Genomic DNA, 25,329 nt, shown 5'->3' on the forward strand with positions numbered 1-25,329 from the left:
GCAATATTGCTTACTTAGCAGCCTTGATACGAGCCTCCAGAGCATCCAACTGATCATACAGAGCCTGCGGAATCTTACCGCCCTTATCAGCGATATCTTCCTTATAGTATCTGCGCATCTCAGTGATTTCCTTCTCCCAGAGATCCATATCCAGCTTCAGCAGGTCAGCAATATCTTCTGTAGTGTACTGCTTACCCTCATAAATCAGGCCATCAACATTGATGTCCTCCGGCTTCGGCTCATAGCCGATCGGAGTCTCAACAGCGTCAACAGTGCCTTCGCAGCGCTTGATGATCCAGTCCAGAACACGCATGTTATCGCCAAAGCCCGGCCACAGGAAGTTGCCTTCCTCATCGGTCTTGAACCAGTTTACGTTAAAGATCTTCGGAGCCTTGTCGCCCAGAATCTCACCCATTTCCAGCCAGTGAGCCCAGTAGTCGCCGACATTGTAGCCAATAAACGGCTTCATAGCCATCGGATCGTGGCGAAGAACGCCGACTGCACCCGTTGCAGCAGCAGTTGTCTCAGAGGAAACAGCAGAACCCATATAGGTACCATGTGTCCAGTCAAAGCTCTGATATACCAGCGGAGTGGTAGATGCACGACGACCACCGAAAATAATAGCGGAAATCGGAACACCCTCCGGGTTATTGAATTCCGGAGACAGGCACGGGCAGTTCTTTGCCGGTGCTGTGAATCTGGAGTTCGGATGCGCCAGTTTGTTGCCCTCAGCGATATACTCCGGACCATTTACCTTAGCACCCTTCCACTCAGTTGCATCAACCGGCGGATTCTTATCCAGCTTCTCCCACCAAACAGTGTTATCTGCATTGTTCAGTGCAACGTTAGTGAAGATGGTGTCAGACTTTGTGCAAGCCAGAGCGTTGTAGTTGGAATTTTCGTTCGTACCAGGTGCTACGCCGAAGAAACCGTTCTCCGGGTTGATAGCATACAGTCTGCCATCCTTGCCCGGCTTCATCCAAGCGATATCATCGCCGACAGTGAATACCTTGTAACCATCCTTCTGATAGCCCTCCGGCGGAATGAGCATTGCCAAGTTGGTCTTACCGCAAGCAGACGGGAACGCAGCAGAGATATACTTTGTCTCGCCGTCCGGCTTCTGTACGCCCAGGATCAGCATGTGTTCAGCCATCCAACCTTCGTTCTTGCCCTGGAAAGAAGCAATACGCAGTGCGAAGCACTTCTTGCCCAGCAGAACGTTTCCGCCGTAAGCGGAGTTGATAGACCAGATGGTGTTCTCCTCCGGGAACTGTACGATATAACGGTTTTCCGGATCAACATCAGCCTTAGAGTGCAGACCACGAACGAAGTCGTTCGATGTGTCGCCCAGATTCTTAAAAGCATCTACGCCCATACGTGTCATAATGTTCATGTTCAGAACAACATAGATAGAATCAGTCAGCTCTACGCCGACCTTTGCAAGCGGAGAACCGATGGGACCCATGGAATATGGGATCACGTACATGGTTCTGCCTTTCATAACGCCGTCATACAGAGGCGTCAGCTTTGCCTTCATCTCTTCCGGATCCATCCAGTTATTGGTGGGGCCGGCATCCTCTTTATTTTTAGTGCAAATGAACGTACGATCCTCTACACGAGCCACGTCATTCGGCAGGGTGCGGTGATACAGACAACCCGGCAGCTTATCCTCGTTCAAATGATACATCTTGTCACGATTGCCATCCGGCAGAGAAGTAACCTCCTCTGTCAGAGCATCCAGCTGTTCCTTAGAGCCGTCGATCCATACAACCTTGTCCGGCTTGGTCAGAGCGACCATTTCGTCCACCCATTGCAGCACATTTTTATTGTTTGTCAATGCCATTGGTACTACCTCCTAAATATTTCGCAGTTTTCCATACACCTGCAGTTTCTGGATCGAATTTACAACTGACCCATTACAATTTATTATACCCACATTCGAGAAGAATGTCAAGGGCTTTCGAAGAAATCCCAACTAATATTCAGACTGTGTTCATGTTTCAGATTCATCTGTGCACCAGAAAAGGACACTTCCGATAAATATGTTGTCCGGGGATTTTTCACTTAAAAGATCCTCACTTCCAATCTGTCAGTTCCCTCGTTGCACTGGCATTCAGGCTGGAATCCGCACGGATCCCGGCATCAAAGGCATAGGAACCGGCGCAGGCGATCATTGCACCGTTATCACCGCAGAGAGACAGCGGCGGCATATATAGAGTATAACCGCATTTGCCGCAGGCCTTCTGCAGGGAATCCCGCACACCGCTATTGGCGGAAACACCGCCGGCAACAGCAATTTTTGTATAACCGTGTTCCCGGGCTGCCCGAATGGTATGATCTGTGAGTACCTCCGCAATAGTGGCCTGGACAGATGCCGCCAGATCTTCCCGACAGACCATTTCACCTTTTTGCTGCGCATTGTGCAGGAGATTGACCACAGCTGTCTTCAGCCCGGAAAAACTGAAGTCATAGGCATTTTCAGCAATTTTCGGTTTCGGCAGAGAAAACGCCTTCGGATCGCCCAGCTTAGACGCCTTATCCAGATGTACGCCGCCGGGATAAGGGTATCCCATGGCACGAGCGCACTTGTCGAAGCACTCCCCTGCGGCATCGTCCCGGGTGCGTCCCAGAATACGAAATTCTGTATAGGACAGTACCTCCACAATATGGCTGTGTCCGCCACTGACCACCAGACAGAGGTAAGGCGGTTTCAGATCGGGATGAACAATGTAGTTGGAGGCAATATGTCCTGCAAGATGATGTACCGGCACAAGGGGCTTTCCGGCAGCAAGCGCCAGCCCTTTTGCAAAATTCACTCCCACCAGCAGTGCACCGATAAGTCCGGGATAAGCTGTCACGGCAATGCCATCCAGTTCGTCCAAAGTAACGTCCGCATCCTCCAGGGCTTTCTGCACCACCCATAAAACATTTTCGCAGTGCCGCCGGGATGCGATTTCTGGCACAACGCCGCCGTATTGTTTGTGCTCCTCCACCTGTGAGGCAACCACATTGGAGAGTATTTCCGTGTGGTCTCTGGCAACGCTCGCTGCGGTTTCGTCGCAGGAGCTTTCGATTCCTAATATCAGCATAATTGGCTTCACTCCTTATTTCTCTGTCATTTCTTCTTTCCACGGATACTGCACTGCGATCCGCTGCTCCGGATTTGCATCAAATGTATATAATACCAGCAAAAACAGCCATTCCAGCGGTTTCATTAGCACGTATGTCAGATCAGCCCGAAATGGTGTTGTAATGATCTTTGACAGCGGATAACCATAGGTGTCGTAAAAGTGTCGAACTTGACGATGCATCCGAGGCGTTCTCTCTCGAATCAATTCTTCAAAAGCATTGGCAATACACAGCTGCCGATTGACAACAATGGGATGCCCCAGCCGTGTCCCGAATCGAAGCGGACGCACCACCTTTTTATGACCGCCTGCGGCAACTGTACAGAGGTAATGTCCATCATATTCCAAGGGTGGCGGCGGTATCTGGGTAGAAAATGTCCAGTCCGCAGTCATAGTAAACGCTTTCACAATACCGTCTGCCCCTTGTCCGCAAAGGATTAGCACAACTTCCAGAAGTGCCGCCAGCGGAAATACCAATGCAAAAGAAAACAATCCCATGTGAGATGCTTTGGAAAGAAACTTGTACAGTTTTTCCACCCACTGATACCGAAACTGTGTCTTTCTCTCCTGTATCAACACTGTTTGTTCCTGAATATGTTGACGAATGCCAGAAACAGACAATAAAAGCAAGTTGAAATGATAAAGATACAGCAGAAGAAAAACAGGCTGGTCAACTTGTTTTGTAATTTGTATGGCATAGAGCACACTCATTACATTTCCGATCAGAACCGCACCAATGGCACTGGCAGACACCAGCGGCGGAAGATATTTCGGTTTGCAAAGCAATAAGATCATCAAACCTGCCACACCCACAAGACAAGGCAGGACAAAAGAAAGCAGATGCGCTGAATCAATTATATTATGCAGTTGAAAACGATATATCGTCTCTGCATAATCTTTTCCGGAGAGATCAAATCCGCCAGTCAACAAAATCCAATAGAATATCTGCCCAATGACCAAGGTCAAAACAGCAAACACTCTAGGAATAAACTTCTTTTTGGCAAATGCATTCCAGAGATTCACACCGGTGAGAAACAATGGTATCCCGATGAAAACCACCAAAATCAGTAATGTCAGAATTTCTTCGCCGAACATAATACCATTATCCATTTATAGATCGTCACCCACTCTCGTCATAAGCACAGCGCCTTCCTCCGGATTCTGATAATATCGCTTCCGAAATCCCACCTGCGTATACCCCAGGGATTGATACAGTGCTATCGCAGCCGCATTGGATTCCCGCACTTCCAGCCAGAAATCCCACGCCGGGTACTGCCCATGCGCCCACTTCAGCAGCAATTTTCCCACGCCTTGCCGCCGATATGCCGGATGTACAGCAATATCGTCCACGCTCATTTCCGTTCCGGCACGGGACAGCACCAGATAGCCGCAGATCGTCTCACCGGAAACTGCGCACCAGATCTGATTATTCTCACTTTTCAGCGCCTGCCGGAACACCGCCTCTGACCATGGATCAGGAAAGGACATTTCTGCAATTTCTGCAATAACAGACAAATGCACGCTTTCCGCCGATATCACCTTAACCCTTTGCTTCATACCAACTCTCTCCCATGCTGACATCTGCTGTCAGAGGCACTTGAAATTGATTCTGTTTTTCTTCCGACAAAGAATTACGAATCACATTCTGCATTTCCTCTCCCAGCACCTTCGCCGCCTGCATGGCGTGTATCTGGGGCACTTCCACGATCAGTTCATCATGCACCTGCAAGATCAGCCGTGCATCCGGCACAACTTTTTGCAATCGCTGGTAAACATGGATCATAGCAAGTTTAATAATATCCGCAGCCGTTCCCTGAATGGGTGTATTCATGGCAATGCGCTTACCGCTTGCCTGCACCATCTTATTGGATGCCAGCAGTTCCGGCACCGGTCGGCGCCGGTTGAAATAAGTGGTCACATAACCGTTGATCTTCGCCTGTTCCACTGTCTTTTCCATAAACGATCCAACACTGGGAAACTGCGCCATATAATTCTGGATATACCGGTTTGCCTCCTGGACGCTGACATGGATATCCTGAGACAAGGAAAACGCCCCCATACCATAGAGAATACCGAAGTTGACCGCCTTTGCGGCACTTCGCATGGACGGCGTCACCATTTCCGGCGGCATCCCGAATACCTGCGCTGCTGTTGCTGCATGAATATCCGCACCGCTGAGAAACGCCTCTTGCATCTGTTTGTCGCCGCTGAGATTTGCCAGAAGCCGCAGTTCGATCTGACTGTAGTCCGCATCCAACAGAACATGACCGTCCCGTGCCACGAAAAATTTCCGCATGTTCCGTCCCAGTTCCGTCCGCACCGGAATGTTCTGCAAGTTCGGCTCAGTAGACGAAATTCGTCCCGTTCTCGTCTCTGTCTGCTTGAATATCGTGTGGATCCTGCCATCCTCACCGACAGTTTTCAGCAGTCCGTCTACATAGGTAGATTTCAACTTGGAATACTGCCGCCATTTCAGCACATAGTCCACGATAGCATATTGTCCCCGCAGCTTTTCCAGAATATCTGCATTGGTGGAATAACCGGTCTTGGTTTTCTTTCCGTGGGGCAGCTGCATCTCCCCGAAGAGTACATCTCCCAGCTGCTTCGGGGAGCCAATGTTAAATTCATGCCCTGACTCATCATAGATCATCTGCTGCATTTCCTCGATCTGTTCCGACAGATACACGCCGAATTTCCTGACGCCTTCCTGGTCAATTGCTACGCCTGTATGTTCCATTGCCGCCAGTACCACTGTCAGCTGATGTTCATACTCTAGAAGTTCCTTCATGCCCTGTTCATCGACCATACGTCCCATTGCAAGGTACAGTTCCAGCAGCGCCGCCAGATCTGCGTTTTCTCCCAGACTTTTCTGATACGGCACATGATATGTCACGCAGAGCCGTTCGATCTCATAGGACGTAGTGGTAGGATTCAAAAGATATGCCGCAATTTCCCCATCCACCGCTGTAGGCAGCTCACTATCCGGTACAATGTCCTTTGACAGCAGATAACGATACTGCGGCTTTGCACCAAAGGTAAGGCGATTCCGCTGGAACATCCGTTTCAAAAGCGCTTCATCTTCCGTCAGATAGACCACGCCCGGCGTATCCGGATGGATCACACGCAGTAATTTCCCATCAAACAGACAGGCAGGAAACGTACCCGGTAAAGCGCCATCCCACTGCCACATAATTTCTTCCGTCAAAGGCTGTTCCGTAAGAGACTGCACCGGATGCGCATCGGAGGTCTCAGGCAATATTTCCGTTCCATCCCCGGACAGCTTCAGCTTGTCTAGCAACTTCGCCATTTCCAATTCCAGCAGTAGTTTCCGCACTTCCTCATTTTGCATCGGCTGGGGCTGGTATTGCGTTATATCCGTCTCAATAGGTACATCTGTCACAATCGTCGCCAGCCATTTGCTCTGCTTGGCAGCATCCATCCCCTTTTCCAACTTGCCGTATACAGATTTCGTCAACCCTGCCTCATCCAGATGGGCATAGAGATTCTCCACCGTAGCCCATTCCTGGATCAGCTTGGATGCTGTTTTCTGTCCAATGCCTGCAACGCCGGAAATATTATCAGAACTGTCTCCCATGAGGGCTTTCAGATCAATGAGGGATAAAGGCTCAAAGCCATATTCCTCCCGGAAACGATCAGGGGTATAGGGAATAGTCTCTTTATTGGTAGCAAGGCGTACAATGACATGGTCATTCACCAGCTGCAGGCTGTCCCGGTCACCGGTGAGAATGACACATTCGGCATTCTGCGCTGAGCATGATGCCGCAAGAGTGCCCAGAATATCATCTGCCTCGTATCCCTCACAGGTCACTACACGGATACCCAGCAATGTCAACAGCTGCTTCACATAGGGCAGCTGCATGACAAGTTCTTCCGGCATTCCTTTGCGGTTTGCCTTATAGGTATCCACCGCCTTATGCCGGAATGTAGGCTGACGCAGATCAAAGGCAACTGCCACCGCATCAGGCTGTACCTCCGAATAGTTTTTCAAGTAGATATTCATAAATCCAAAAATGGCGTGGGTAAACACACCCTTGGTATTGCTCAAGGGACGAATGCCATAAAACGCCCGGTTCAAGATACTGTTTCCATCAATGGCAAGTAATTTCATGTGTTCCTCCTATTTTCTCATGAGTCTTTTTTATAGTATAGCATATTTTGCGCAAGAATGCTAGTAGGTATTTTCGATTTTTTGGTCTGTACATTTTTGAGGCTTTGTGTTATAATTTATAATGGGGAATGAGGAGTTAGGAATTAGGAATGGCAGTGTTCGCTGCGCTCACGGATTCAAAATAAACTGTTGAAATTGAATATTCAAATCCATCGCCGCAGGCGATACCTTCATTCCTAATTCCTCATTCCTAATTTCAAATTCAAAACCACGCAAGGAGAGAATCCCATGAATCACATCTTCCGCCTCGGCAAGCTGGAGCTGCCGAAAACCGCTATGCTAGCCCCCATGGCAGGCGTTGCCGACCGTGCATATCGTATCCTCTGCATGTCCTACGGTGCGGCAGCCTGCGTCAGCGAGATGGTCTCAGTCAAGGGCCTTTGCTATGGAGACAAGGCTTCGGCAGAGCTTTGTACGATCACACCACAGGAACGCCCCATGGGCTTGCAGCTGTTCGGCAATGACCCGGATTTTGTGGGACGTGCCGTTTCCATGGTACAGCAGTACCAGCCCGACTGGATCGACCTGAACATGGGCTGTCCCGTGCATAAAGTTGTAGCGACCGGTGCCGGAAGCGCCCTGATGCAGAATATTCCTTTGGCACAGGAGATCGTCCGTGCCGCTGTCCGGGAAAGCAGCGTGCCTGTTACTGTCAAATTCCGTCTCGGCTGGGATGAAGTTTCCCGAAACGCCGTGCCCTTTGCCCAAGCCATGGAGGATGCCGGTGCAGCGGCAATTGCCGTCCACGGCAGAACAAAGGAACAGCTCTACAGTGGAAAAGCCGACTGGAATGCCATTCGTGAAGTAAAACAAGCTGTGTCCATTCCGGTGATCGGAAATGGTGATGTATGTACTGCTGAAGATTGTCTTGCTATATACGAACAGACTGGCTGTGATATGGTCATGGTGGGACGGGGCAGCTATGGCAATCCCTTTATATTCCGGGAAATTGCTGCGGCAATACAGGATCAGCCTGTAATACTGCCAACTCTGGAGGAACGCATGGAAACTATGCTCCGCCATATCCGGCTCATTCTGGAATGCAACCCCCAGAAGCCGCCGGAGATTGCCATCCGTGACGCACGCAAACACGCCGCCTGGTACATGACGGGGATGTATGGCGCAGCAAAATTCCGGGCACGATGCTATCAGTTGGATTCCTACGAAGCGGCAGAACAATTGGCAGCAGATTTCCTGAAACTACAGCGAAAATAACAAGAATAATCCACTTATTGTATATTATTCTAACCATTTACACGATTGTTTTCAAAAAAACAACAGAATTTGTGTGAAACTTTTTTTTGCAAGATGATATCATAAAAGTGGATAATTTTTTATCCTAAAATTACAGTTTCTGGATGAGGGAGTCCGGAACATTGTAACACAGCAAGGTCAGGCTGTGCCTTTTACATTCTGACTGAGATCATGCAGAAACAAGAAAAGGAGCTGGATTTTTATGAAAATGAAGAAAAGGATCTGCACCGTAATCACAGCAGGTACACTATGCCTCACAGGGAGTACCCTTTTTGGGGCTGCATTCAACGTGTCCGCCGAAGAAGTATCCATTCCGGCAGATTCCGCATCGGGAGTAATTTGGGACGAATCTGATTTGACCAGAACCACTTGGGATGTCCTTACTTATGAGGTGTTGGATGACGGCACAGCTGAGATCACAAACTGTGCAGAAGAGGCAGAAAAAGTGATAATTCCACCAGAAATTGACGGTTATACAGTTTCTGGTATCAGAAGCAGCGCATTTTTCAATTGCACTGACTTAACCGAAGTCACACTGCCAGACAGCATTAAAACAATCGGTGACTGGGCATTTTATCACTGTTCTAATCTGGAACGCATTGTCATTCCAGAAGGAGTCATCACAATTGGAATGAACACATTCCAGGATTGTTCCAATCTGACAGAAGTTGTTCTGCCAGAAAGTGTCACTGTCATCGGCAGACAAGTTTTCAGCGGTTGTATTAACCTGAAAGAAATTACGTTTCCCCAACAGATCACAGAAGTAGGATGCAGTGCATTCCAGAATTGCCAGAGTTTGACAGAAGTTGTCCTTCCAGAAGGGCTGACTACAATTGGTTCCTCTGCATTTGATAATTGTACATCACTTTCCGAAGTCACTATTCCTGAAAGCGTCACGGAAATCGGCAGCATTGCTTTCGGAGAAACGCCTTGGCTGGCTGCGAAACAAGCGGAAGACCCGTTGGTTATTGTCAATCAAATGGTGATTGATGGCACGGCCTGCAGCGGTAAGGTTGTCATCCCGGATGGTGTCACTAAAATCGCAGAGTTCGCCTTTGCTGGATGTGAAGAAATGACATACATTTCTATTCCCGATTCTGTTACAGACATCCAGGATTTTACCTTTGGCGGATGCAGTGGTCTGACAGAACTCGCCATCCCACCCAGGGTTAACCATATCGGCAGATATGCTTTTACAGCCTGCAAAAACCTGACCATTATCTCAATTCCGGACGGTATCACCACACTGGAAGAAGATACATTTTATCTTTGCAGTAAATTAAACAGCATTATTCTTCCGAAGAGCATTTCTGAAATTCAAACCGATGCTTTTAGCAAATGTGACGCCCTTAAAGAAGTCTACTATTTCGGCAACAATGACATGTGGGAAAATGTAACAATTTCCGGAGATGATACGATTCTGAACAATGCAGTTCTCTATTGTCTCGCTGACAACACTTCAGATTCTATCAACAGTGATGATAATGACAGCAACAGTTTTGCTCTTTACGGTGATGTGGACTGCGATGGTACTGTAAGCATTATAGATGCGGTTCTGTTGAGCAAAGCGGTTTCCGGAGCAGTACAACTCAATGAACAAGCAATCCAAAACAGCGATTGTAACAGCAACGATGAACTTGATGCCGGTGATGCTGCGGAATTGATGAAATTCCTTGTCAACCTCATCCCTTCCCTGCCATATAACAGCTGATATTACCAGTTCAGTAAATAATATATTTAAGGCAATACCGCACAAAGATTGTGCGGCAGATGTACTCTACGAGTATAAACTTCGTCAGATTTTTCGTCAGATGAAACAAAAAGCGGAGTGAATACTTTGTGTATTCACGAGCATTTTTGTGAAATATGACGGAAAATGTGCAAGCATATGACGTGCAAAGCCGTCAGGCGTTCTTTGTGCGGTGTTGCCTTAGGTTTCCTGTAAAGCGGAACAGTCTCAAGGGCTGTTCCGCTTTTTGCATAAGAGTATCTCTAAGTATAACCATACATCCATTTCCGCATATACATATTTTTTTCTTGATTTATTTACAGCTTACCCGTTTTAATATACCCCAAAGGGGTATATAATAATAGCATCAGAAAAAGAAAGGAGCTGCATATGGAACACGAAAAAGAATGTCCCTGCTGTCATAAGACAAAAGAGCGCTCTGAAGAAGAATATACCAAGCTGATCCATCGACTCAACCGCATCGAAGGACAGGTCCGGGGAATCCGGGGCATGGTAGAAAAAAACGCTTACTGCACGGATATCCTGGTACAGGTTGCTGCTGTAAATGCGGCACTGAACGCTTTTAACAAAGAACTTCTCGCCAATCACATCCGCACCTGCGTTGCCGACGACATTCGTGCCGGAAAAGATGAAATCATTGACGAACTGGTGACAACTTTGCAGAAACTAATGAAATAATCCTGGCGTTTCTGCGCATGATGATACTATAAAAAATTGAAAGGAGGAATGTATATGGAGCAATACCACGTCACCGGCATGAGTTGTGCCGCATGCAGTACTCGGGTGGAAAAAGCCGTTTCCAAAGTTCCCGGTGTCACTGCGTGTTCCGTCAGTCTCCTGACCAATTCCATGGGTGTGGAGGGAACAGCTACTGCTGAAGACATTATCCACGCCGTGGAACAAGCTGGCTACGGTGCTTCGCCGAAACAGGAATCCCGGTCAGTTCCTACGGCGGACAGCGATCCCCTGGCCGACCATGAAACGCCAGCCCTGAAACGGCGGCTCATTGCCTCTGTAGGATTTCTGGCAGTACTCATGTACTTTTCCATGGGGCATATGATGTGGAACTGGCCAGTTCCCTCGTTTCTGACAGACAACCATATTGCCATGGGACTGGTACAGCTTTTGCTGACGATCATTATTATGGTCATTAACCGAAAATTCTTTGTCAGCGGCTTTTCCAGTCTGCTGCACCGGACACCCAATATGGATACGCTGGTAGCACTGGGATCCGGTGCGGCTTTTGTCTACAGTACCTACGCCCTCTTTGCCATGACAGATGCGCAAGTAAAAGGAGATATGAACGCTGTCATGGCGTATATGCACGAATTCTATTTCGAATCTGCTGCCATGATCCTGACCCTGATCACCGTAGGAAAAATGCTGGAGGCACGTTCTAAAGGCAAGACTACGGATGCCCTGAAAGGTCTCATGCGCCTTTCCCCGAAAACGGCAGTTGTGCTCCGTGGCGGCAAGGAAGTCACCATTCCAGCGGAACAAGTACAGCGTGGAGATCAGTTTGTAGTGCGTCCCGGCGAGAGTATTCCAGTGGATGGTGTAATCCTGGAGGGGCAAAGTGCTGTTAACGAATCGGCATTGACCGGCGAAAGCATTCCCGTGGACAAAACCCAAGGAAACACGGTCTCGGCGGCAACGATCAATCAATCTGGTTTCCTGCGCTGCGAAGCCACTCGTGTGGGTGAGGATACCACCCTGTCCCAGATCATCCGCATGGTCAGTGACGCCGCCGCTACAAAAGCACCCATTGCCAAAGTTGCCGACAAGGTTTCTGGCGTATTTGTCCCAGCAGTGATTGCCGTTGCCATCGTTACCATTATTGTATGGTTACTCGTGGGACAAACCATAGGATTTGCCCTTGCCCGAGGGATTTCCGTTCTGGTTATCAGCTGTCCCTGTGCATTGGGTCTTGCTACACCAGTGGCAATTATGGTAGGCAGCGGCATAGGTGCGAAGAACGGCATTCTCTTCAAAACTGCCGTTTCCCTGGAGGAAACTGGAAAGGTACAGATCGTTGCACTGGACAAAACTGGCACTATCACTTGCGGCGAACCAAGGGTAACAGATATCCTGCCGGCTGACGGTACAACGGAAGAAGAACTCCTCACGCTGGCATATGCGCTGGAGCAAAAGAGTGAGCATCCTCTGGCAAAGGCCATTATACAATACGCCCAATCCCGGCAAATGACGGCGAAGGAAGTCACAGAGTTCCAGGCGTTACCTGGAAATGGTTTGTCTGCGGCACTGGGAAAAAGTACCCTTTACGGCGGCAATCTGAAATTCATCCGCACCAAGGCTGCCATTCCGCCGGAACTGGAGCAGCAGGCGGAACAGCTCAGTGAAGCCGGCAAAACGCCTTTGTTTTTCAGCAGAGACAACACACTGATCGGTATCATTGCCGTAGCAGATGTCATCAAGGCGGAAAGCCCCGAAGCTATCCGTCAGCTGCAAAACATGGGCATTCAAGTGGTAATGCTCACCGGCGACAATGAACGCACAGCGAATGCTATCGGCAGACAGGCAGGTGTCAACGAAGTCATTGCCGGAGTCCTGCCCGATGGAAAAGAAGCGGTTATCCGCCAGTTGGCGCAGCAAGGAAAAGTCGCTATGGTCGGCGACGGTATCAACGATGCACCAGCGCTGACACGTGCCGATATCGGTATTGCCATTGGTGCAGGCACAGATGTGGCAATTGATGCGGCGGACATCGTTCTCATGAAAAGCCGCCTCACCGATGTCCCGGCGGCGATCCGACTGAGCCGTGCCACACTGCGCAACATTCACGAAAATCTGTTCTGGGCATTTATCTACAATGTTATTGGCATCCCTCTTGCCGCCGGAATCTGGATTCCCCTTTTCGGGTGGAAACTGAATCCTATGTTCGGTGCGGCAGCAATGAGCTTGTCCAGCTTCTGTGTAGTCTCCAACGCCCTGCGGCTGAATTTCTTCCAGCTGCACCGCACAGACCGGGACAGAAAAATCAAATCCGCAGTCCAGATACTGCAACTCACAAAACAGGAGGAAACGAAAATGGAATTGATATTGCATATTCAAGGCATGATGTGCCCGCACTGTGAAGCAACTGTCAAAAAGACACTGGAAGCATTTCCAGAAGTCCGCGAAGCCATTGTCAGCCACAAGGAGGGTACTGCTGTGGTGAAGCTGAATGCAGCAGTTGACGAAGCCGCACTAAAGCAGGCAGTAACCAATCAGGGATATGAAGTGCAATAAGTACATCCCCGGAAAATGACAAAAGAAGGGGCTGTTGCAGACAGTCAAAATCCAACAGGAAAACGGTGCGATGTGTGCATCGCACCCTACAAATTACCACCAATTGCGTGACGTTTTGTAGGAATCGATGCCCACATCGACCCATTATCCAGGATTTTACTGCCCTTGCAACAGCCCCTTGCATTATGTTTTCAGTTTTGGTTGGCAATTGCCTGCCGCAGAAGTGCAAGGTCAATGCCGTTGACTTTCTTATCTTCGTTCAGATCAGCATGCAAAGTCTGAATTTTAGAAAAATCATCGAGATGAAGCAAGTATCGTTTCAACAGAACAATATCTGCAACAGTAATACATACCTAGCAGCTTTGTGCGGTGGTACTTTACGAATACGGCGTTGTTCGGAGCTGAATTGCTGAATTTTCCCCACACCTTGCATTTTCCTGCAAACTGTGCTATAATAGCGAAAAAGAAATTTCTAGCCTGGAGGTATTTTCATGGTACTCGCCATTGATATCGGCAACACTAACGTTGTCATCGGCTGCTTTCAAGAGCAGCAGATTTTATTTGTAGAACGTGTTTCCACCAACCAGAATGCAACTCCCCTAGAACTTGCCATTTCTATCAAGACCATTCTGGAAATCTATGAAATCCGCACAGATGAGATCGAAGGCAGCATTATTTCTTCTGTTGTGCCGACCATCAACAATTCCATGCGCAAGGCAATTGAAAAAATCGCACGTTGTCCAGTAATGATCGTAGGACCTGGCATCAAAACCGGACTGCAAATCGCCATCGACAATCCGGCGCAGCTGGGCAGCGACCGTGTGGCAGATGCTGTGGCAGCCCTCCACGAATACAAACCGCCTATCGTTATCATCGATATGGGCACGGCAACAACGCTTTCTGTCATTGACGCCCAACGACGGCATATCGGCGGCATCATTGCACCAGGCGTGGGCATCTCCATGAACGCCCTCACGGAAAAGACTGCACAGCTACCAAAAATCTCCCTGGAGCCTCCGAAAAAATGCATTGGCAGCAATACCATCGAGTGCATGAAAAGCGGTATTCTTTATGGTGCAGCCGGCTGCATTGACGGATTACTCGACCGCATTACAGCAGAACTCGGCGAAACGCCAACATTCCTTGCGACAGGCGGTATGTCCGAATATATCATCCCTCACTGCCGGCATGAGATCATACTGGATAACATGCTGCTGCTGAAAGGATTGCAGCTGATCTATCAGAAAAATATAGGACTGTGACAAATATTGAATCGTTCGGATAGATAATTTTTCAATACATCTTAATTCTAGGGCTGTTGCACTTTTTGAGAATGCAGCAGTCCATTTTTTATCTCTAAAAAGCATGACCTCATTTTATCCTGTCTGGTCTAACTGTCCGCTTGTCTGCATAGGATAGAGCAAACGAACGCCGCCGGACGGCGAAAAGGAGGAGTTCCACATGGACTTGAAAATCAACCGGGAAATGATCCCTGTCACGGAAACCATTCTGGACGATATGCAGGAGCAGAGCGTTGAACTCGATTATGTACTGCCTGACTATGACCCGGATATTTTCCGGATCATCGGCTGCGAGATCCAACCCACCATTATCAACTACACCACTGGCACTGACCGCATTACCTATGAGCTGCGTGCCGATATCCGGGTGCTCTACTGCGGCTCTGGCAGCACTCTGCTGCAATGCGTCTCACAGCAGATGACATTTTCTCGCAGCATCGAACTGCCCCGCCCCACCGATTCTCCTACAGTACATCTGCGTCCTAAGACCACCTATGCGAACTGCCGTGCTGTCAGCCCCCGCCGCCTGGAAGTAAGAGGCGCTGTCTCTGTCCAGATCCGTGTGACAGGCGATCGCAAGCAGGAGATCATCCGAGATGTTTTTGGGATGCATGTACAGCTGCGGAAAACTCCGGTGGAATACGCTGCACAAAAGCGCTGCGCTATGAAAAATATGATCCTCAACGAGGATGTGGAGCTGGGCACCTCCAAACCGCCGATCCGCAATATTGTCCGCAGTGAAGTACGTCTGGATCATCAGGAACAGTCCATTCTAGCTGGAAAGCTTATTGTCAAAGGAGAAGCTGAAGTACATTTTCTCTACACTTGGCAGCAGGAAGATGGTTCCAACGGTCTGGAACAGATGCAGTTTACCATCCCCTACAGCCAGATCGTAGATATGGAACAGATCGATGATAGCTATCGAGGTAACGCCGATGTGCAGGTCATTCGCTGCGATCTCAAGCCAACTGCCGGAAAAAATGGTGCTATGGATCTGGTCCAATGCGAAATTGAACTGCGGATGCGCTGCACTGCTGTAAAAACTGCCGCAGTACAGCTGGTGACTGACGCTTTTTCCACACTGTATCCCTGCGAACAAAGCACTGTTTCCCTACAAATCGATATGGCGCCGGAACCAGTACACGCCAATCTGATGTGCAGTGCTACTCTGCATCCGGGAGATACCATTCCAGAGTGCATTTATGACCTGCACTGCCAGGTACGCAATATCAACATGCAGCTTCTCTCCGACACCAACCGGATCCGAATCAGCGGTATGCTTTGCTGCAGTCTGCTGGCACGAGATACAGAGGGAATGCCCATGCTCCTGGAAAAGGAAGAGGCATTCGAAGTATACACCGATTCTGACACCCCCGTGGATAACGCCACGCTCCAGGCACAGGTGGAACCCACAGACTGTACCTATCATCTGGCATCCGACGGCACCATTTCGATCAAGGCGAATCTGCTGCTGCATGGTTCCCTCTGTCCCTCGGCAAGGCATACCTGTCTCTCTGATCTGACTGTGGACGGCGAAAACAAGCTGGTACGTGATGGTGACTATGCGCTGAAGCTGTATTATGGCGTGGAGCATGAAAATGTCTGGGATATTGCAAAGCGGTGTCACACCAGCGTCGGTGCGATCATGGAGGAAAATGACCTGACGGATGAACAGCTAACCACACCTGGTATGCTTTTCATTCCTATCGTCCACTAGAGCATTATTTCATATAAAAAGAACACGCTCAAACAAGTGTGTACAGGAGGCGCAGATAGAATGGCAAATGATATTTACGCAGACATTGCCCGGCGTACAAGGGGCGATATTTATGTAGGGGTAGTCGGCCCGGTTCGTTCGGGAAAATCCACCTTTATCAAACGATTCATGGAACAATTGGTCATCCCGAATATCCAGAGCGAATCCTGGCGGGAACGCGCCATTGACGAACTCCCCCAATCTGCCGGCGGCAGAACCATTATGACCACAGAGCCGAAATTTATCCCCGAAGAAGCCGTGGAGCTAACACTGGGAGATGCAGCAAGAATGCGTGTGCGCATGATCGACTGTGTAGGCTATATCATCCCCAGTGCACTGGGGTATATTGAAAATGAACAGCCCCGAATGGTGCATACCCCATGGTTTGATCAGGAAGTCCCTTTCAATATGGCAGCAGAAGTTGGCACACGAAAGGTTATTGCAGAGCACTCCACCATCGGTCTGGTGGTCACCACAGATGGCAGTATTACTGATCTGCCCCGTGGAGAATATGCCGCTTGTGAACAGCGTGTCATTGAGGAGTTACAGGAACTAGGGAAACCTTTTGCAGTATTGCTTAACTGCCTGCATCCCCATACGAAAGAAGCCAAAGAACTGGCGGCAAGACTTCAGGAGCAGTACAATGCACCGGTGATACCCGTGAGCTGTCCCGACCTGGACGAAAGCGACATCCGTACCATTTTGACAGAACTGCTCCGGGTGTTTCCCGTCCGGGAGATCAACGTGTGTATGCCCCACTGGATCGCTGAGCTGGAGAAAGACCACTGGCTGCGGGATTCCGTCTTTTCCTGCATCCGCCAAGCCGCAGCAGAGATCCATACGATCCGGGATACAGATACCTTTGCAGAAGCCGTGCGCACCTGTCCTTATGTGACGGATGCTGCCATACGGGATATTGACATGGGCTCTGGCAGCGTGACTGTGCAGATCGGCATTGATTCCACACTGTTCTACCGTATCCTGGGCGAAACAACCGGACTGGATATCCACGGCGAAAACGACCTGCTGCCCATTCTTATGGAACTGAGCCGGATACAAAAAGAATACGCTAAGATCGAACCGGCACTGCGTGAAGTAGAGGCAACAGGCTATGGCATTGTCATGCCCGATCAGGAAGAAATGACCCTGGAAGAGCCGGAGATCATCAAGCAAGGCGGCAGATACGGTGTGCGCCTGCGTGCTTCTGCGCCGTCCATTCACATGATGCGTGCAGATATCCGCACTACAGTGAGCCCCATTGTGGGAACGGAACGACAGAGCGAAGAACTGGTCATGTACCTGCTGGAAGGCTTCGAAGAAGATCCCACAAAGATTTGGTCATCCAACATCTTCGGCAAGTCCCTGCACGAACTGGTTGGCGAAGGCCTGCACAACAAACTTTCCAAGATGCCCATGGACGCCAGACTGAAATTGCAGGAAACATTGCAGCGGATCATCAACGAGGGTTGCAGTGGATTGATTTGTTTTATCTTATAATCTTTGTCCCATAAAAAGGCTGTTGCAAGGTAAAATGCAACAGCTTTTTTGTTACCCTAAATAAAAGTTTTTTGATGCTTACTTCTTAGACAGAAATTGCAGAAGGAGCAGATACAGCACCATGCCATATAAGGAAATATTTCGAATTCCAAAGACAAATGCCACGCAGAACAACCCCACTGAAAAACATAGGCTGATGCCGTTCCGGATATACTCAATTCGATCCGGCAACAAATCCATTGCAGAGAGTGCAGTATACAAAATCGAACCGCCGTCCAGATGAGAATAAGGCATGAGATTAAAGAAACCCAACCCCAGGTGAAGTATTCCAAGCTCACATTCACCCTGAATTGCCAGAAGAACACTCCCAAAACACAGATTTGCAAGCGGCCCGGCAAGCAATATAATCTGATCCTGCCAATAGGCAGCGTAGTCTCCTTCCGGCTGAATCGTAACGCCGGCACCGCAGAATGTCAAAAGCTTCACCCGGCGGCGAAAGCACACCATAGCGATCAAATGCCCCAATTCATGCAATAGGCATGCAAACAAAATTTCCCAGAACAAACGCTCTCCGCCCAAAAGTGCGATCCATGCAGCAACAGCAAAAAAACTGAAGTCCAGGCAAATGGTCATTCTATGCCAATGCAGCCGAATCATCCAGCTATCCACTGCTGGACTGCCTTCAAAAAATGATCCAGCCACGCCACTGGCGGCGCATCTCTATGTATCGCATATTGTGTCAGAAGCATCTCTTGCCACTCCGGTTTCAGCCAATGCAGCGCAAACACACACAACACCAGAATCACACACAGAATACACTGAGTCAAAGCTACGTCATCAGCATGCTGTTCCTTTTTCTGTTTTACTTCCCCCGTGATATGGATTGGCTCAGGTATGGATGTCACCTGACTTTCCTCCAAAGCATCTTCTTTTTTATCATTTACGTCAAATTTTTCCATATTCTTCTCCTCTCACAAAACGATTTGCCCATGTGTACTGGTTCACTCTATGTCCAGCACAAAAAAAATATGCCTCTCCCATAGCTCAAAGGGAAAGGCACAGGGACAACACCGCAGGATAATCATACAGTGTTTCCTGAATATGGATAGTCTATACTAATCTTCAATCAACCTATTGATAATCTTGACAGCTATCATTTCGTCACTCTGCATCAATCAGCCTTGCCATACGACAGTATGCCTGCGGCTGATTTCCTTGATTGACAAAATGCTATCTGCCAATCTTAGAGCCTGTTCAGTATCTTTTTATGTGCGGATTTTCGAGCATAATTTTGTCGTTTACAAGGAAAAAATCCGCAGGCATACTGACGTATGGCAAGGATTTTCGACGCAGTTAACGGCAAAATTTGCCGAAAAGACGTGCAAAAAAAGATGCTGAACAGGCTCTTATCATCAGTTTGATTGAAAATTGGTATTAGCGGTCTTCTAGGGGTGTTTCTTTCTGGATCTTGAATATAACACGAAACAAACCGGACAGTAAACGTGGGCTCTTCACAACAACAATTTTCATTTCTGTTCCTCCTTTCAGGTTCAATCTAGTATATTCCATACAGCAAAAAAAGGTGCATCGTTCCATTGCTGTCATGCAAAAAGTCCGGACAGTATTTTTCTCTCTGCCCGGACTTCAATCCTGCTTTCCAAAAGTTCCATGCACTTATCTTTTTGATGCATTTTTTCAGAAAGCAGTTTCTTATTCAGTTCCCAATTTTCTGCTCGTGTAAGTTCTGTTGTCTCCAGTTCATAATCACGTGGCATTCCATCGCTGTTTTGACGATTCCATTCGCCATAAGTATTATGTATCTGCAATATGACACACTATATTATCCCCATCCATTCTCTGCCGGATAGGTTGAATCAAACGTATGGAAAAATGGGTTTCTGTGGTATCAACTCGTTTTTTGTTTCTCTTTTGTTCACTATTATATATATCTTTTGTTTTTCCGGCTTATACATGACATTTCAGCATTGATACCGGACATTTTTGATTCTTCCTGCGATCAGCATGCAGCTTAATACCAGCATAGACAGCACAATACATCGTCCTGCCCGCTGCCAATGCAGAAAAAAGAAAAGTATGATAACTGCACTCTCCAGACACCACACGAAGATGGTACGCTTTCGGAATACCTTTTTCTCGATCTCATCCAAAGGCTTATTATGATCCTCCACCGGTGCCAATTTCCAGAAGATCACACCAGAAATCAGGTATGCAACACCATCATATATGTTCTGTTCCGGCGCATAACGCAATACCATCAGCACTACAATTATCATCAAAATGGAATACAGATAACAGCGCAAGGGCGTCTTAGCATGAAATCCGCCGGCGTAACTACGCAGGGGAATATAAGCTGCATGAAACAAAATGCTTTCCCAAACCATGCCAAAAAGACATCCGATCGCCAACGCTGTCATCAAATTCAGCAAAATTGTCAGCAGCTGCTTTACACCATACTGACAAAGTGCCAGATCTTCTGTTTTAACCTTACCGTTCTCAGCAAGAGATCTTGTAATTGAATCTGATAGTTTAGCAAACATCAGAATTTACGAAGTTTCTTCGCATCCTGGGGCAGTTCTTCCTGATGTGTCAGATAGATACATGTGGAATTCACTGTCATGGCAGTCATCAACATTGCAAGCGCTGCGATCATACTGCCAAACAAACCATATACTTTCAGTACGCCTTGTCTCATTTTTTGTGCCTCCGTTTCATTTATTAGAATTACATTACTTTGTACTACTGATCAGAACTTTCTGAGCTTCTTTGCATGTTCCGGCAATTCTTCCTGATGCGTCAAATAAATACAGGTCGAATTCACTGTCCATGCTGTGACCAGCATCGCCAAGGCAGCAAACATACCGCCAAAACGAGCACTGATCTTCATCCAATTTGTCATTTTCCCCTTCACCTCCTCTGCGCTTTCCGGGACATATCGTCAAGAACCTGCCCGTTCAATCAAAAGCCCCTTACATCTCTGCATGATACAAAGCATGTAGATTTTCATCCCTTTGAGGTACCCCATTCATAAACTTCCGATCAGATTCCATAATATATTTTTGTAGTAATGTCTAAAATGCAGCAGAAATATAATAAATGGTATTTTTCATACATTCTATCTCGCTGTTCTTACCACAATTCCCACAGCTATTATAGCACAGTTTCCATTGAAATTACTTACTATGTAAAAAATAACGTTGATTTTGTAAGAAACGGTAAGTACCTCAAAAATAAAATCCGCTCCAAAAAAACAGTTTATTTATAATCTGGATATATTTTCCCAAGGTTTTTTTAAATAGTATTCTTTGGAAGGACTTTTTTACAGAAAAACGGCTTTACAGATTTTTGCAAAGCCGTTTTTATTATTTCACTTTTTTGAATCAGCAGAGGATCTTTTTTTCTTTCCAATCACACGCCGCTTTTCCAAAGGGAATCGCTGAGAAAGGTGACTTTCCAGAATTTCACGCATAGGCGTCCCTGTGTGCATAGGGAAGAAGAACCGATGCACACGTCCTTTTTGCAGCCGTGCCCGGAAATCCTCTTTTAGTTCCTCCAACCGCACGACAATATTTGTCTCTGCTGCAAAAGCCCGGATCTTCACCATAAGACGAGTAGAATATGCCACATCCAACACAAATACGCCGTAGAAAAATCCGATAGCAAAGGAAAATGCCAGATTCTCCGAGAGCCATTCCAAGGCAAACAAAATATGTGAATGCACCAGAAAATAATAAATCGCACTGAGAATCATCCAAAAAAATGTAAATAACGGACAGATAATGCCCTTGATGTTCCCCCACTGATCGGAATAATCCCACAGCTTGATTTTCATGCCATGGATAAAGATCATGCCTGCCACAAACTCCAGGATGGTAATCGCAATCGCCATTCCCACAAACAAGATCAGTTTTTTAAGCCAGGCATTTTCAATGGGAATCAGTGGTTCCAACATCGCCAGCAAAAACAAAACGCACAAGCTGGCGCCATACAAAGGCAGATATGGTCCCACCAGAAATCCCGGATTCACCCAGTGATGCGCCGAGAAAAAACGGCGAAAAATCACCTCGATTCCCCATCCCAATACACTGCCGATGCAAAAGAGAAACGCCAATGTCAAAAATAAATTCATGTAATCCCTCCGCTATGTCAGAGCGTGTTCACATAAAATATACGTCTTTTATGTGGACACGCTCTAAAAAAGTTTGTCACGAATAGCCGCTAACCAAGATTCCGCTCTTCCAACACCTGCTCAATGATCTGGTAGTGCAAGTCAATGGCATTCAGTCCCATTTCCATATCTTCTAACACAAAGCTTTTATATAGCTGCGTATGGGCATCCGCCAGCTTCTGACGAACCAATTCCGTACCGCCAGAGAGTATCAAATTCACTTGAGTAGAACAAATCCCCCAGATAGACTGCATTATGCTTTCCATCAGATGGTTTCCGGAAGCTGCCATCAGCCACATATGAGATGCTTCATCTGCGCAAATATTATCTAAAATGCTGCCACACTGGATCTGATAGAGCAGATTTTCCAGTTCCGGAATGTCTAGTTCATCTCGACGTGCAAATGCAAGAGGGAATGCTATTATCTCCATGGCACGACGCATCTGACATACTTCAAAAGGCGATACCTCTTTCAGCAACAACAGAACATGCAGCGATTTTCTCATGCCCTCAGACATGTTTCCTTCCAGATAGTTCCCGTCTTCTTTCGAAGATGACAGAATTCCCACGGTATTCAGATCTCGAATCGCATCCCGCACTGCGCTCTTACTCAGATGTAATTCCTTTGCAAGTTCTGCATCAGATGAGATGGGATCGCCCTGGTGCAGTTGACCATTCTGAAGTTTTCTCGTAATCTCATCCAATAAACACAAAAAAGAAAATTGCCTGCTGCGCATAATCCTTTCCATCTCCTTTCAAAAGGCTGCTTTCTTGTCCAAATGGAATATGCACTTTCTGCCTTTTAGGAATAAACTCATTATACCATGAAATTATAACGATTTCAACAATGTTTATGAATATTTAGATTATATTTTTGTGCATTTTCTCGTTTCGGAAGATTTTAGAAATTGCAAATAAAAAGTTTCTGCATCAAATGGGTAACTTTTCTTTTGCGCTTTCATATCAGCTTGCAATTCTTGCGGCAATGTGATAAAATGATATGGATATTTCACATGAAAAAGGAAGGGGAAAGACAATGCAAAATATTATCTTGATCGGTATGCCAGGTTCTGGAAAAAGTACATTGGGACAAAACTTGGCAGAAAAACTCTCCTATCATTTTATCGACACAGATGAGGTGATCATGGAAACCTATCAGAAATCGCTGATGGATCTGATCGAGGAAAACGGAACAGAGGGGTTCATTCAATTGGAAGGCACTATTCTCCAGTCCATCCATACCAATCAAGCAATTATCTCCACTGGCGGCAGTGCCATTTATCATGAAGCCGCCATGCAATATCTCAAAAGCACAGGCACTATCATATATCTGTACCATGCACTCGGCGATCTGACTCAGCGCATAGGAAACCTGGTCACACGAGGTGTTGTCTGCCACAGCGGTTGTACCACCCTGGAAGAACTGTATGCGGAGCGCTGCCCGTTATATGAAAAATATGCGGATGTCGTAGTAGATCTGACACAATGCTCGCTGAAAGAGTGCAATGAAAAACTGCTCCGGACAGCAAAACAATATCTGAAAAAATAAGAAAAGCGGAATACGCGGCATAACCGCCGAAAGTATTCCGCTTTTTTCATGCAGGAACAAACTGGTTCCGCTGTGCATTGTAAACATAGCCAATGGTATTCAGCTTTGCAGTGATCTCTGCCTGGTTCAGATCCATAGTCTTACAAAGATCCTCCAAAGAAATGTAGTGATCTCGGAGCTGGGTATTCAGATAACTCATAAGGATCACCGGATCATTTGGCACTGCCATTTTCTCACCTCCGAAAAAAGTTCGTACATCATGATACCACAAAAACAAATATAAGTCAAGACCGCATTATGAAAGTTTTCCTTGACTGTCCCAATATGCCAGCAGCAGTGTTACCATACGGGAATAGCTCTGTTTTCCGTCATCCACACCATTGAGCTTTAAGGAAGTGTCCATAGCTGAGGAAGATGTTTCTAGAACGGTCTGAGTCGCCACTACTGCTGGTACGGTTTCCTGCTTTGTCTCCCAATAATTCTCCGGCAGAAAGACAAACATATCCTGTCTCGCTTCATCGCAAAGAGTATCCATCACAGCCTCCTTCCCAGTGATATCCCTGGAAGCCACTGCATTCTGGACATATTCTAAGGCAGCAACGGTGCCGCTGTACTGAAATTCTATACTTTCGCTGCCGATACATGCAAGATATGCCAGGAAGCCTGCTTCATCTTCCTGAATTCTGCCGCAAAGATGGGACAATTCGTGACAAACGGTATTGGGTTTGTTGATATCCAGCATATCGCCATTGTAATTTTCCTCCAAGGTAAAAGGAAAATAGATTCCGGTCAGATTCATTTGACTCATAATATAGGATGCACCGATTTCCTTGGGCTGGGGATAATTTCCCCGAAACTGAGAATATGTTTCTCCCAGCTTCTGCATGGCAGCATTGGCTGTCTCATAAAGATCGTCCTGTAACACAAAGCAACCGTTTTCATCCCGCTGCACCTGGACTGCCAGCGTGTTCGCTGTTTCCACGAGATCGCTGTACAATGTCAGAAGTTCCTGCCCGGTATAGTCACGCATCCGGAAATATCGCTCCCCGAAAGGCGTGGCGTGATATAAAATAAAGCAATTACAGGTCTCTGTGACCAATATGTACGTCAAAATCCAGCCCACCGCACGTCCGAAGCCGCAGCTGATTTTCCAGCGCTTTCCTTTGACAAAAATCATGCACAACACAAACGCCAATGGCAAGGCAATGACCAGAAACAGAGCAACGGCGATCAGCACTTCTCCCACGGAAAAAGGAATCCATCCGCAGAGCCTTGAGAAAGTCCGGCTCAGACGTGGGAAAACAGTTTCAGCATACCAGTCAGAAAAAGATGTGCTGCACCATGCCAGCAAATTCAGCAATATCATAAGCAAAATGACAGCAATCATGCAGCGTGTGCTTTTTCGCAGGGAAGGAGATTTCCGTGTTTTGGATTTTGCACTGTCTTTCGACGGTAAAGTTATCACAAGTC

At 47.4% G+C, this 25,329-nt stretch carries 24 protein-coding genes; 8 read left to right on the forward strand and 16 right to left on the reverse strand.

The window, feature by feature from the left end:
- Positions 1–10 precede the first annotated feature (10 nt).
- From QZ375_RS04835 to polA, 5 genes are all read right to left on the reverse strand, one after another.
- Positions 11–1,843 carry a phosphoenolpyruvate carboxykinase (GTP) gene (locus QZ375_RS04835; RefSeq protein ID WP_295216064.1) on the reverse strand — a complete coding sequence of 611 codons (1,833 nt, stop codon included), beginning with the start codon at positions 1,841–1,843 and terminating at the stop codon, positions 11–13.
- Between the two features lie 232 nt (positions 1,844–2,075).
- Complete coding sequence (gene tsaD, locus QZ375_RS04840; RefSeq protein WP_295216066.1) at positions 2,076–3,089, reverse strand: tRNA (adenosine(37)-N6)-threonylcarbamoyltransferase complex transferase subunit TsaD; 1,014 nt, start codon at positions 3,087–3,089, stop codon at positions 2,076–2,078.
- Between the two features lie 15 nt (positions 3,090–3,104).
- On the reverse strand, positions 3,105–4,238 hold the full coding sequence (locus tag QZ375_RS04845) for a DUF6688 family protein (protein ID WP_295216068.1): 1,134 nt from the start codon (positions 4,236–4,238) through the stop codon (positions 3,105–3,107).
- A complete protein-coding gene (gene rimI, locus QZ375_RS04850) occupies positions 4,239–4,685 on the reverse strand; it encodes a ribosomal protein S18-alanine N-acetyltransferase (protein WP_295216072.1) in 447 nt (148 codons plus the stop codon). It abuts the gene before it with no gap.
- Positions 4,669–7,257: a DNA polymerase I gene (polA, locus tag QZ375_RS04855; RefSeq protein ID WP_295216075.1), complete on the reverse strand. Its 2,589-nt coding sequence runs from the start codon at positions 7,255–7,257 to the stop codon at positions 4,669–4,671. The genes rimI and polA overlap by 17 nt, the downstream gene beginning before the upstream one ends.
- A 288-nt stretch (positions 7,258–7,545) precedes the next feature.
- On the opposite strand from polA, the gene dusB reads away from it, so the two are divergent.
- The 4 genes from dusB to QZ375_RS04875 all read left to right on the forward strand — a co-directional run bounded on the left by dusB (position 7,546) and on the right by QZ375_RS04875 (position 13,570).
- Positions 7,546–8,532 carry a tRNA dihydrouridine synthase DusB gene (dusB, locus tag QZ375_RS04860; RefSeq protein WP_295216078.1) on the forward strand — a complete coding sequence of 329 codons (987 nt, stop codon included), beginning with the start codon at positions 7,546–7,548 and terminating at the stop codon, positions 8,530–8,532.
- A 241-nt stretch (positions 8,533–8,773) separates the two neighbouring features.
- Complete coding sequence (locus tag QZ375_RS04865) at positions 8,774–10,282, forward strand: leucine-rich repeat protein (RefSeq protein WP_295216082.1); 1,509 nt, start codon at positions 8,774–8,776, stop codon at positions 10,280–10,282.
- A gap of 408 nt (positions 10,283–10,690) precedes the next feature.
- Positions 10,691–10,999: a metal-sensing transcriptional repressor gene (locus QZ375_RS04870; RefSeq protein WP_295216084.1), complete on the forward strand. Its 309-nt coding sequence runs from the start codon at positions 10,691–10,693 to the stop codon at positions 10,997–10,999.
- A gap of 54 nt (positions 11,000–11,053) precedes the next feature.
- A complete protein-coding gene (locus QZ375_RS04875) occupies positions 11,054–13,570 on the forward strand; it encodes a heavy metal translocating P-type ATPase (protein WP_295216087.1) in 2,517 nt (838 codons plus the stop codon).
- A 191-nt stretch (positions 13,571–13,761) separates the two neighbouring features.
- Here QZ375_RS04875 and QZ375_RS14235 read toward each other — a convergent pair whose 3' ends face one another.
- The gene (locus QZ375_RS14235) at positions 13,762–13,917 is read right to left on the reverse strand and encodes a dockerin type I repeat-containing protein (RefSeq protein ID WP_365728363.1); all 156 of its coding nucleotides are present in this window, start codon (positions 13,915–13,917) and stop codon (positions 13,762–13,764) included.
- A 144-nt stretch (positions 13,918–14,061) separates the two neighbouring features.
- On the opposite strand from QZ375_RS14235, the gene QZ375_RS04880 reads away from it, so the two are divergent.
- From QZ375_RS04880 to spoIVA, 3 genes are all read left to right on the forward strand, one after another.
- Positions 14,062–14,832, forward strand: a complete 771-nt coding sequence (locus tag QZ375_RS04880; RefSeq protein ID WP_295216089.1) for a type III pantothenate kinase — start codon at positions 14,062–14,064, stop codon at positions 14,830–14,832.
- 199 nt (positions 14,833–15,031) lie between these two features.
- Entirely contained in the window at positions 15,032–16,588 is a 1,557-nt protein-coding gene (locus tag QZ375_RS04885; protein WP_295216092.1) for a DUF3794 domain-containing protein, read from the forward strand.
- Positions 16,589–16,648: 60 nt separating this feature from the next.
- Positions 16,649–18,124 carry a stage IV sporulation protein A gene (gene spoIVA / locus QZ375_RS04890; protein WP_295216095.1) on the forward strand — a complete coding sequence of 492 codons (1,476 nt, stop codon included), beginning with the start codon at positions 16,649–16,651 and terminating at the stop codon, positions 18,122–18,124.
- Positions 18,125–18,202: 78 nt separating this feature from the next.
- Here the strand turns inward: spoIVA and QZ375_RS04895 are convergent, their stop codons facing one another.
- The 8 genes from QZ375_RS04895 to QZ375_RS04925 all read right to left on the reverse strand — a co-directional run bounded on the left by QZ375_RS04895 (position 18,203) and on the right by QZ375_RS04925 (position 23,023).
- On the reverse strand, positions 18,203–18,781 hold the full coding sequence (locus QZ375_RS04895) for a site-2 protease family protein (protein ID WP_295216099.1): 579 nt from the start codon (positions 18,779–18,781) through the stop codon (positions 18,203–18,205).
- Positions 18,778–19,083, reverse strand: coding sequence for a hypothetical protein (locus QZ375_RS04900; RefSeq protein ID WP_295216102.1), 306 nt, complete (start codon positions 19,081–19,083; stop codon positions 18,778–18,780). The genes QZ375_RS04895 and QZ375_RS04900 overlap by 4 nt, the downstream gene beginning before the upstream one ends.
- 475 nt (positions 19,084–19,558) lie before the next feature.
- Entirely contained in the window at positions 19,559–19,729 is a 171-nt protein-coding gene (gene spoVM / locus QZ375_RS14240) for a stage V sporulation protein SpoVM (RefSeq protein ID WP_365728352.1), read from the reverse strand.
- Positions 19,730–20,103: 374 nt separating this feature from the next.
- Entirely contained in the window at positions 20,104–20,682 is a 579-nt protein-coding gene (locus QZ375_RS04905; protein WP_295216105.1) for an accessory gene regulator B family protein, read from the reverse strand.
- On the reverse strand, positions 20,682–20,837 hold the full coding sequence (locus tag QZ375_RS04910; RefSeq protein WP_295216108.1) for a cyclic lactone autoinducer peptide: 156 nt from the start codon (positions 20,835–20,837) through the stop codon (positions 20,682–20,684). The genes QZ375_RS04905 and QZ375_RS04910 overlap by 1 nt, the downstream gene beginning before the upstream one ends.
- A 51-nt stretch (positions 20,838–20,888) precedes the next feature.
- Positions 20,889–21,041: a cyclic lactone autoinducer peptide gene (locus QZ375_RS04915; RefSeq protein WP_295216113.1), complete on the reverse strand. Its 153-nt coding sequence runs from the start codon at positions 21,039–21,041 to the stop codon at positions 20,889–20,891.
- Between the two features lie 468 nt (positions 21,042–21,509).
- Positions 21,510–22,271, reverse strand: a complete 762-nt coding sequence (locus QZ375_RS04920) for a putative ABC transporter permease (RefSeq protein ID WP_295216116.1) — start codon at positions 22,269–22,271, stop codon at positions 21,510–21,512.
- 89 nt (positions 22,272–22,360) lie between these two features.
- Positions 22,361–23,023, reverse strand: coding sequence for an FCD domain-containing protein (locus QZ375_RS04925; protein WP_295216120.1), 663 nt, complete (start codon positions 23,021–23,023; stop codon positions 22,361–22,363).
- A 323-nt stretch (positions 23,024–23,346) separates the two neighbouring features.
- Here QZ375_RS04925 and QZ375_RS04930 point away from each other — a divergent pair, with 323 nt between their 5' ends.
- Positions 23,347–23,859, forward strand: coding sequence for a shikimate kinase (locus QZ375_RS04930; protein ID WP_295216125.1), 513 nt, complete (start codon positions 23,347–23,349; stop codon positions 23,857–23,859).
- A gap of 46 nt (positions 23,860–23,905) precedes the next feature.
- Here QZ375_RS04930 and QZ375_RS04935 read toward each other — a convergent pair whose 3' ends face one another.
- On the reverse strand, positions 23,906–24,088 hold the full coding sequence (locus tag QZ375_RS04935) for a DUF4250 domain-containing protein (RefSeq protein WP_295216128.1): 183 nt from the start codon (positions 24,086–24,088) through the stop codon (positions 23,906–23,908).
- Between the two features lie 66 nt (positions 24,089–24,154).
- Entirely contained in the window at positions 24,155–25,324 is a 1,170-nt protein-coding gene (locus QZ375_RS04940; protein ID WP_295216131.1) for a DUF3810 domain-containing protein, read from the reverse strand.
- Between the last annotated feature and the right edge of the window lie 5 nt (positions 25,325–25,329).

This window comes from Ruminococcus sp., assembly GCF_019417665.1.
GTDB lineage: Bacteria > Bacillota > Clostridia > Oscillospirales > Ruminococcaceae > Ruminococcus_C.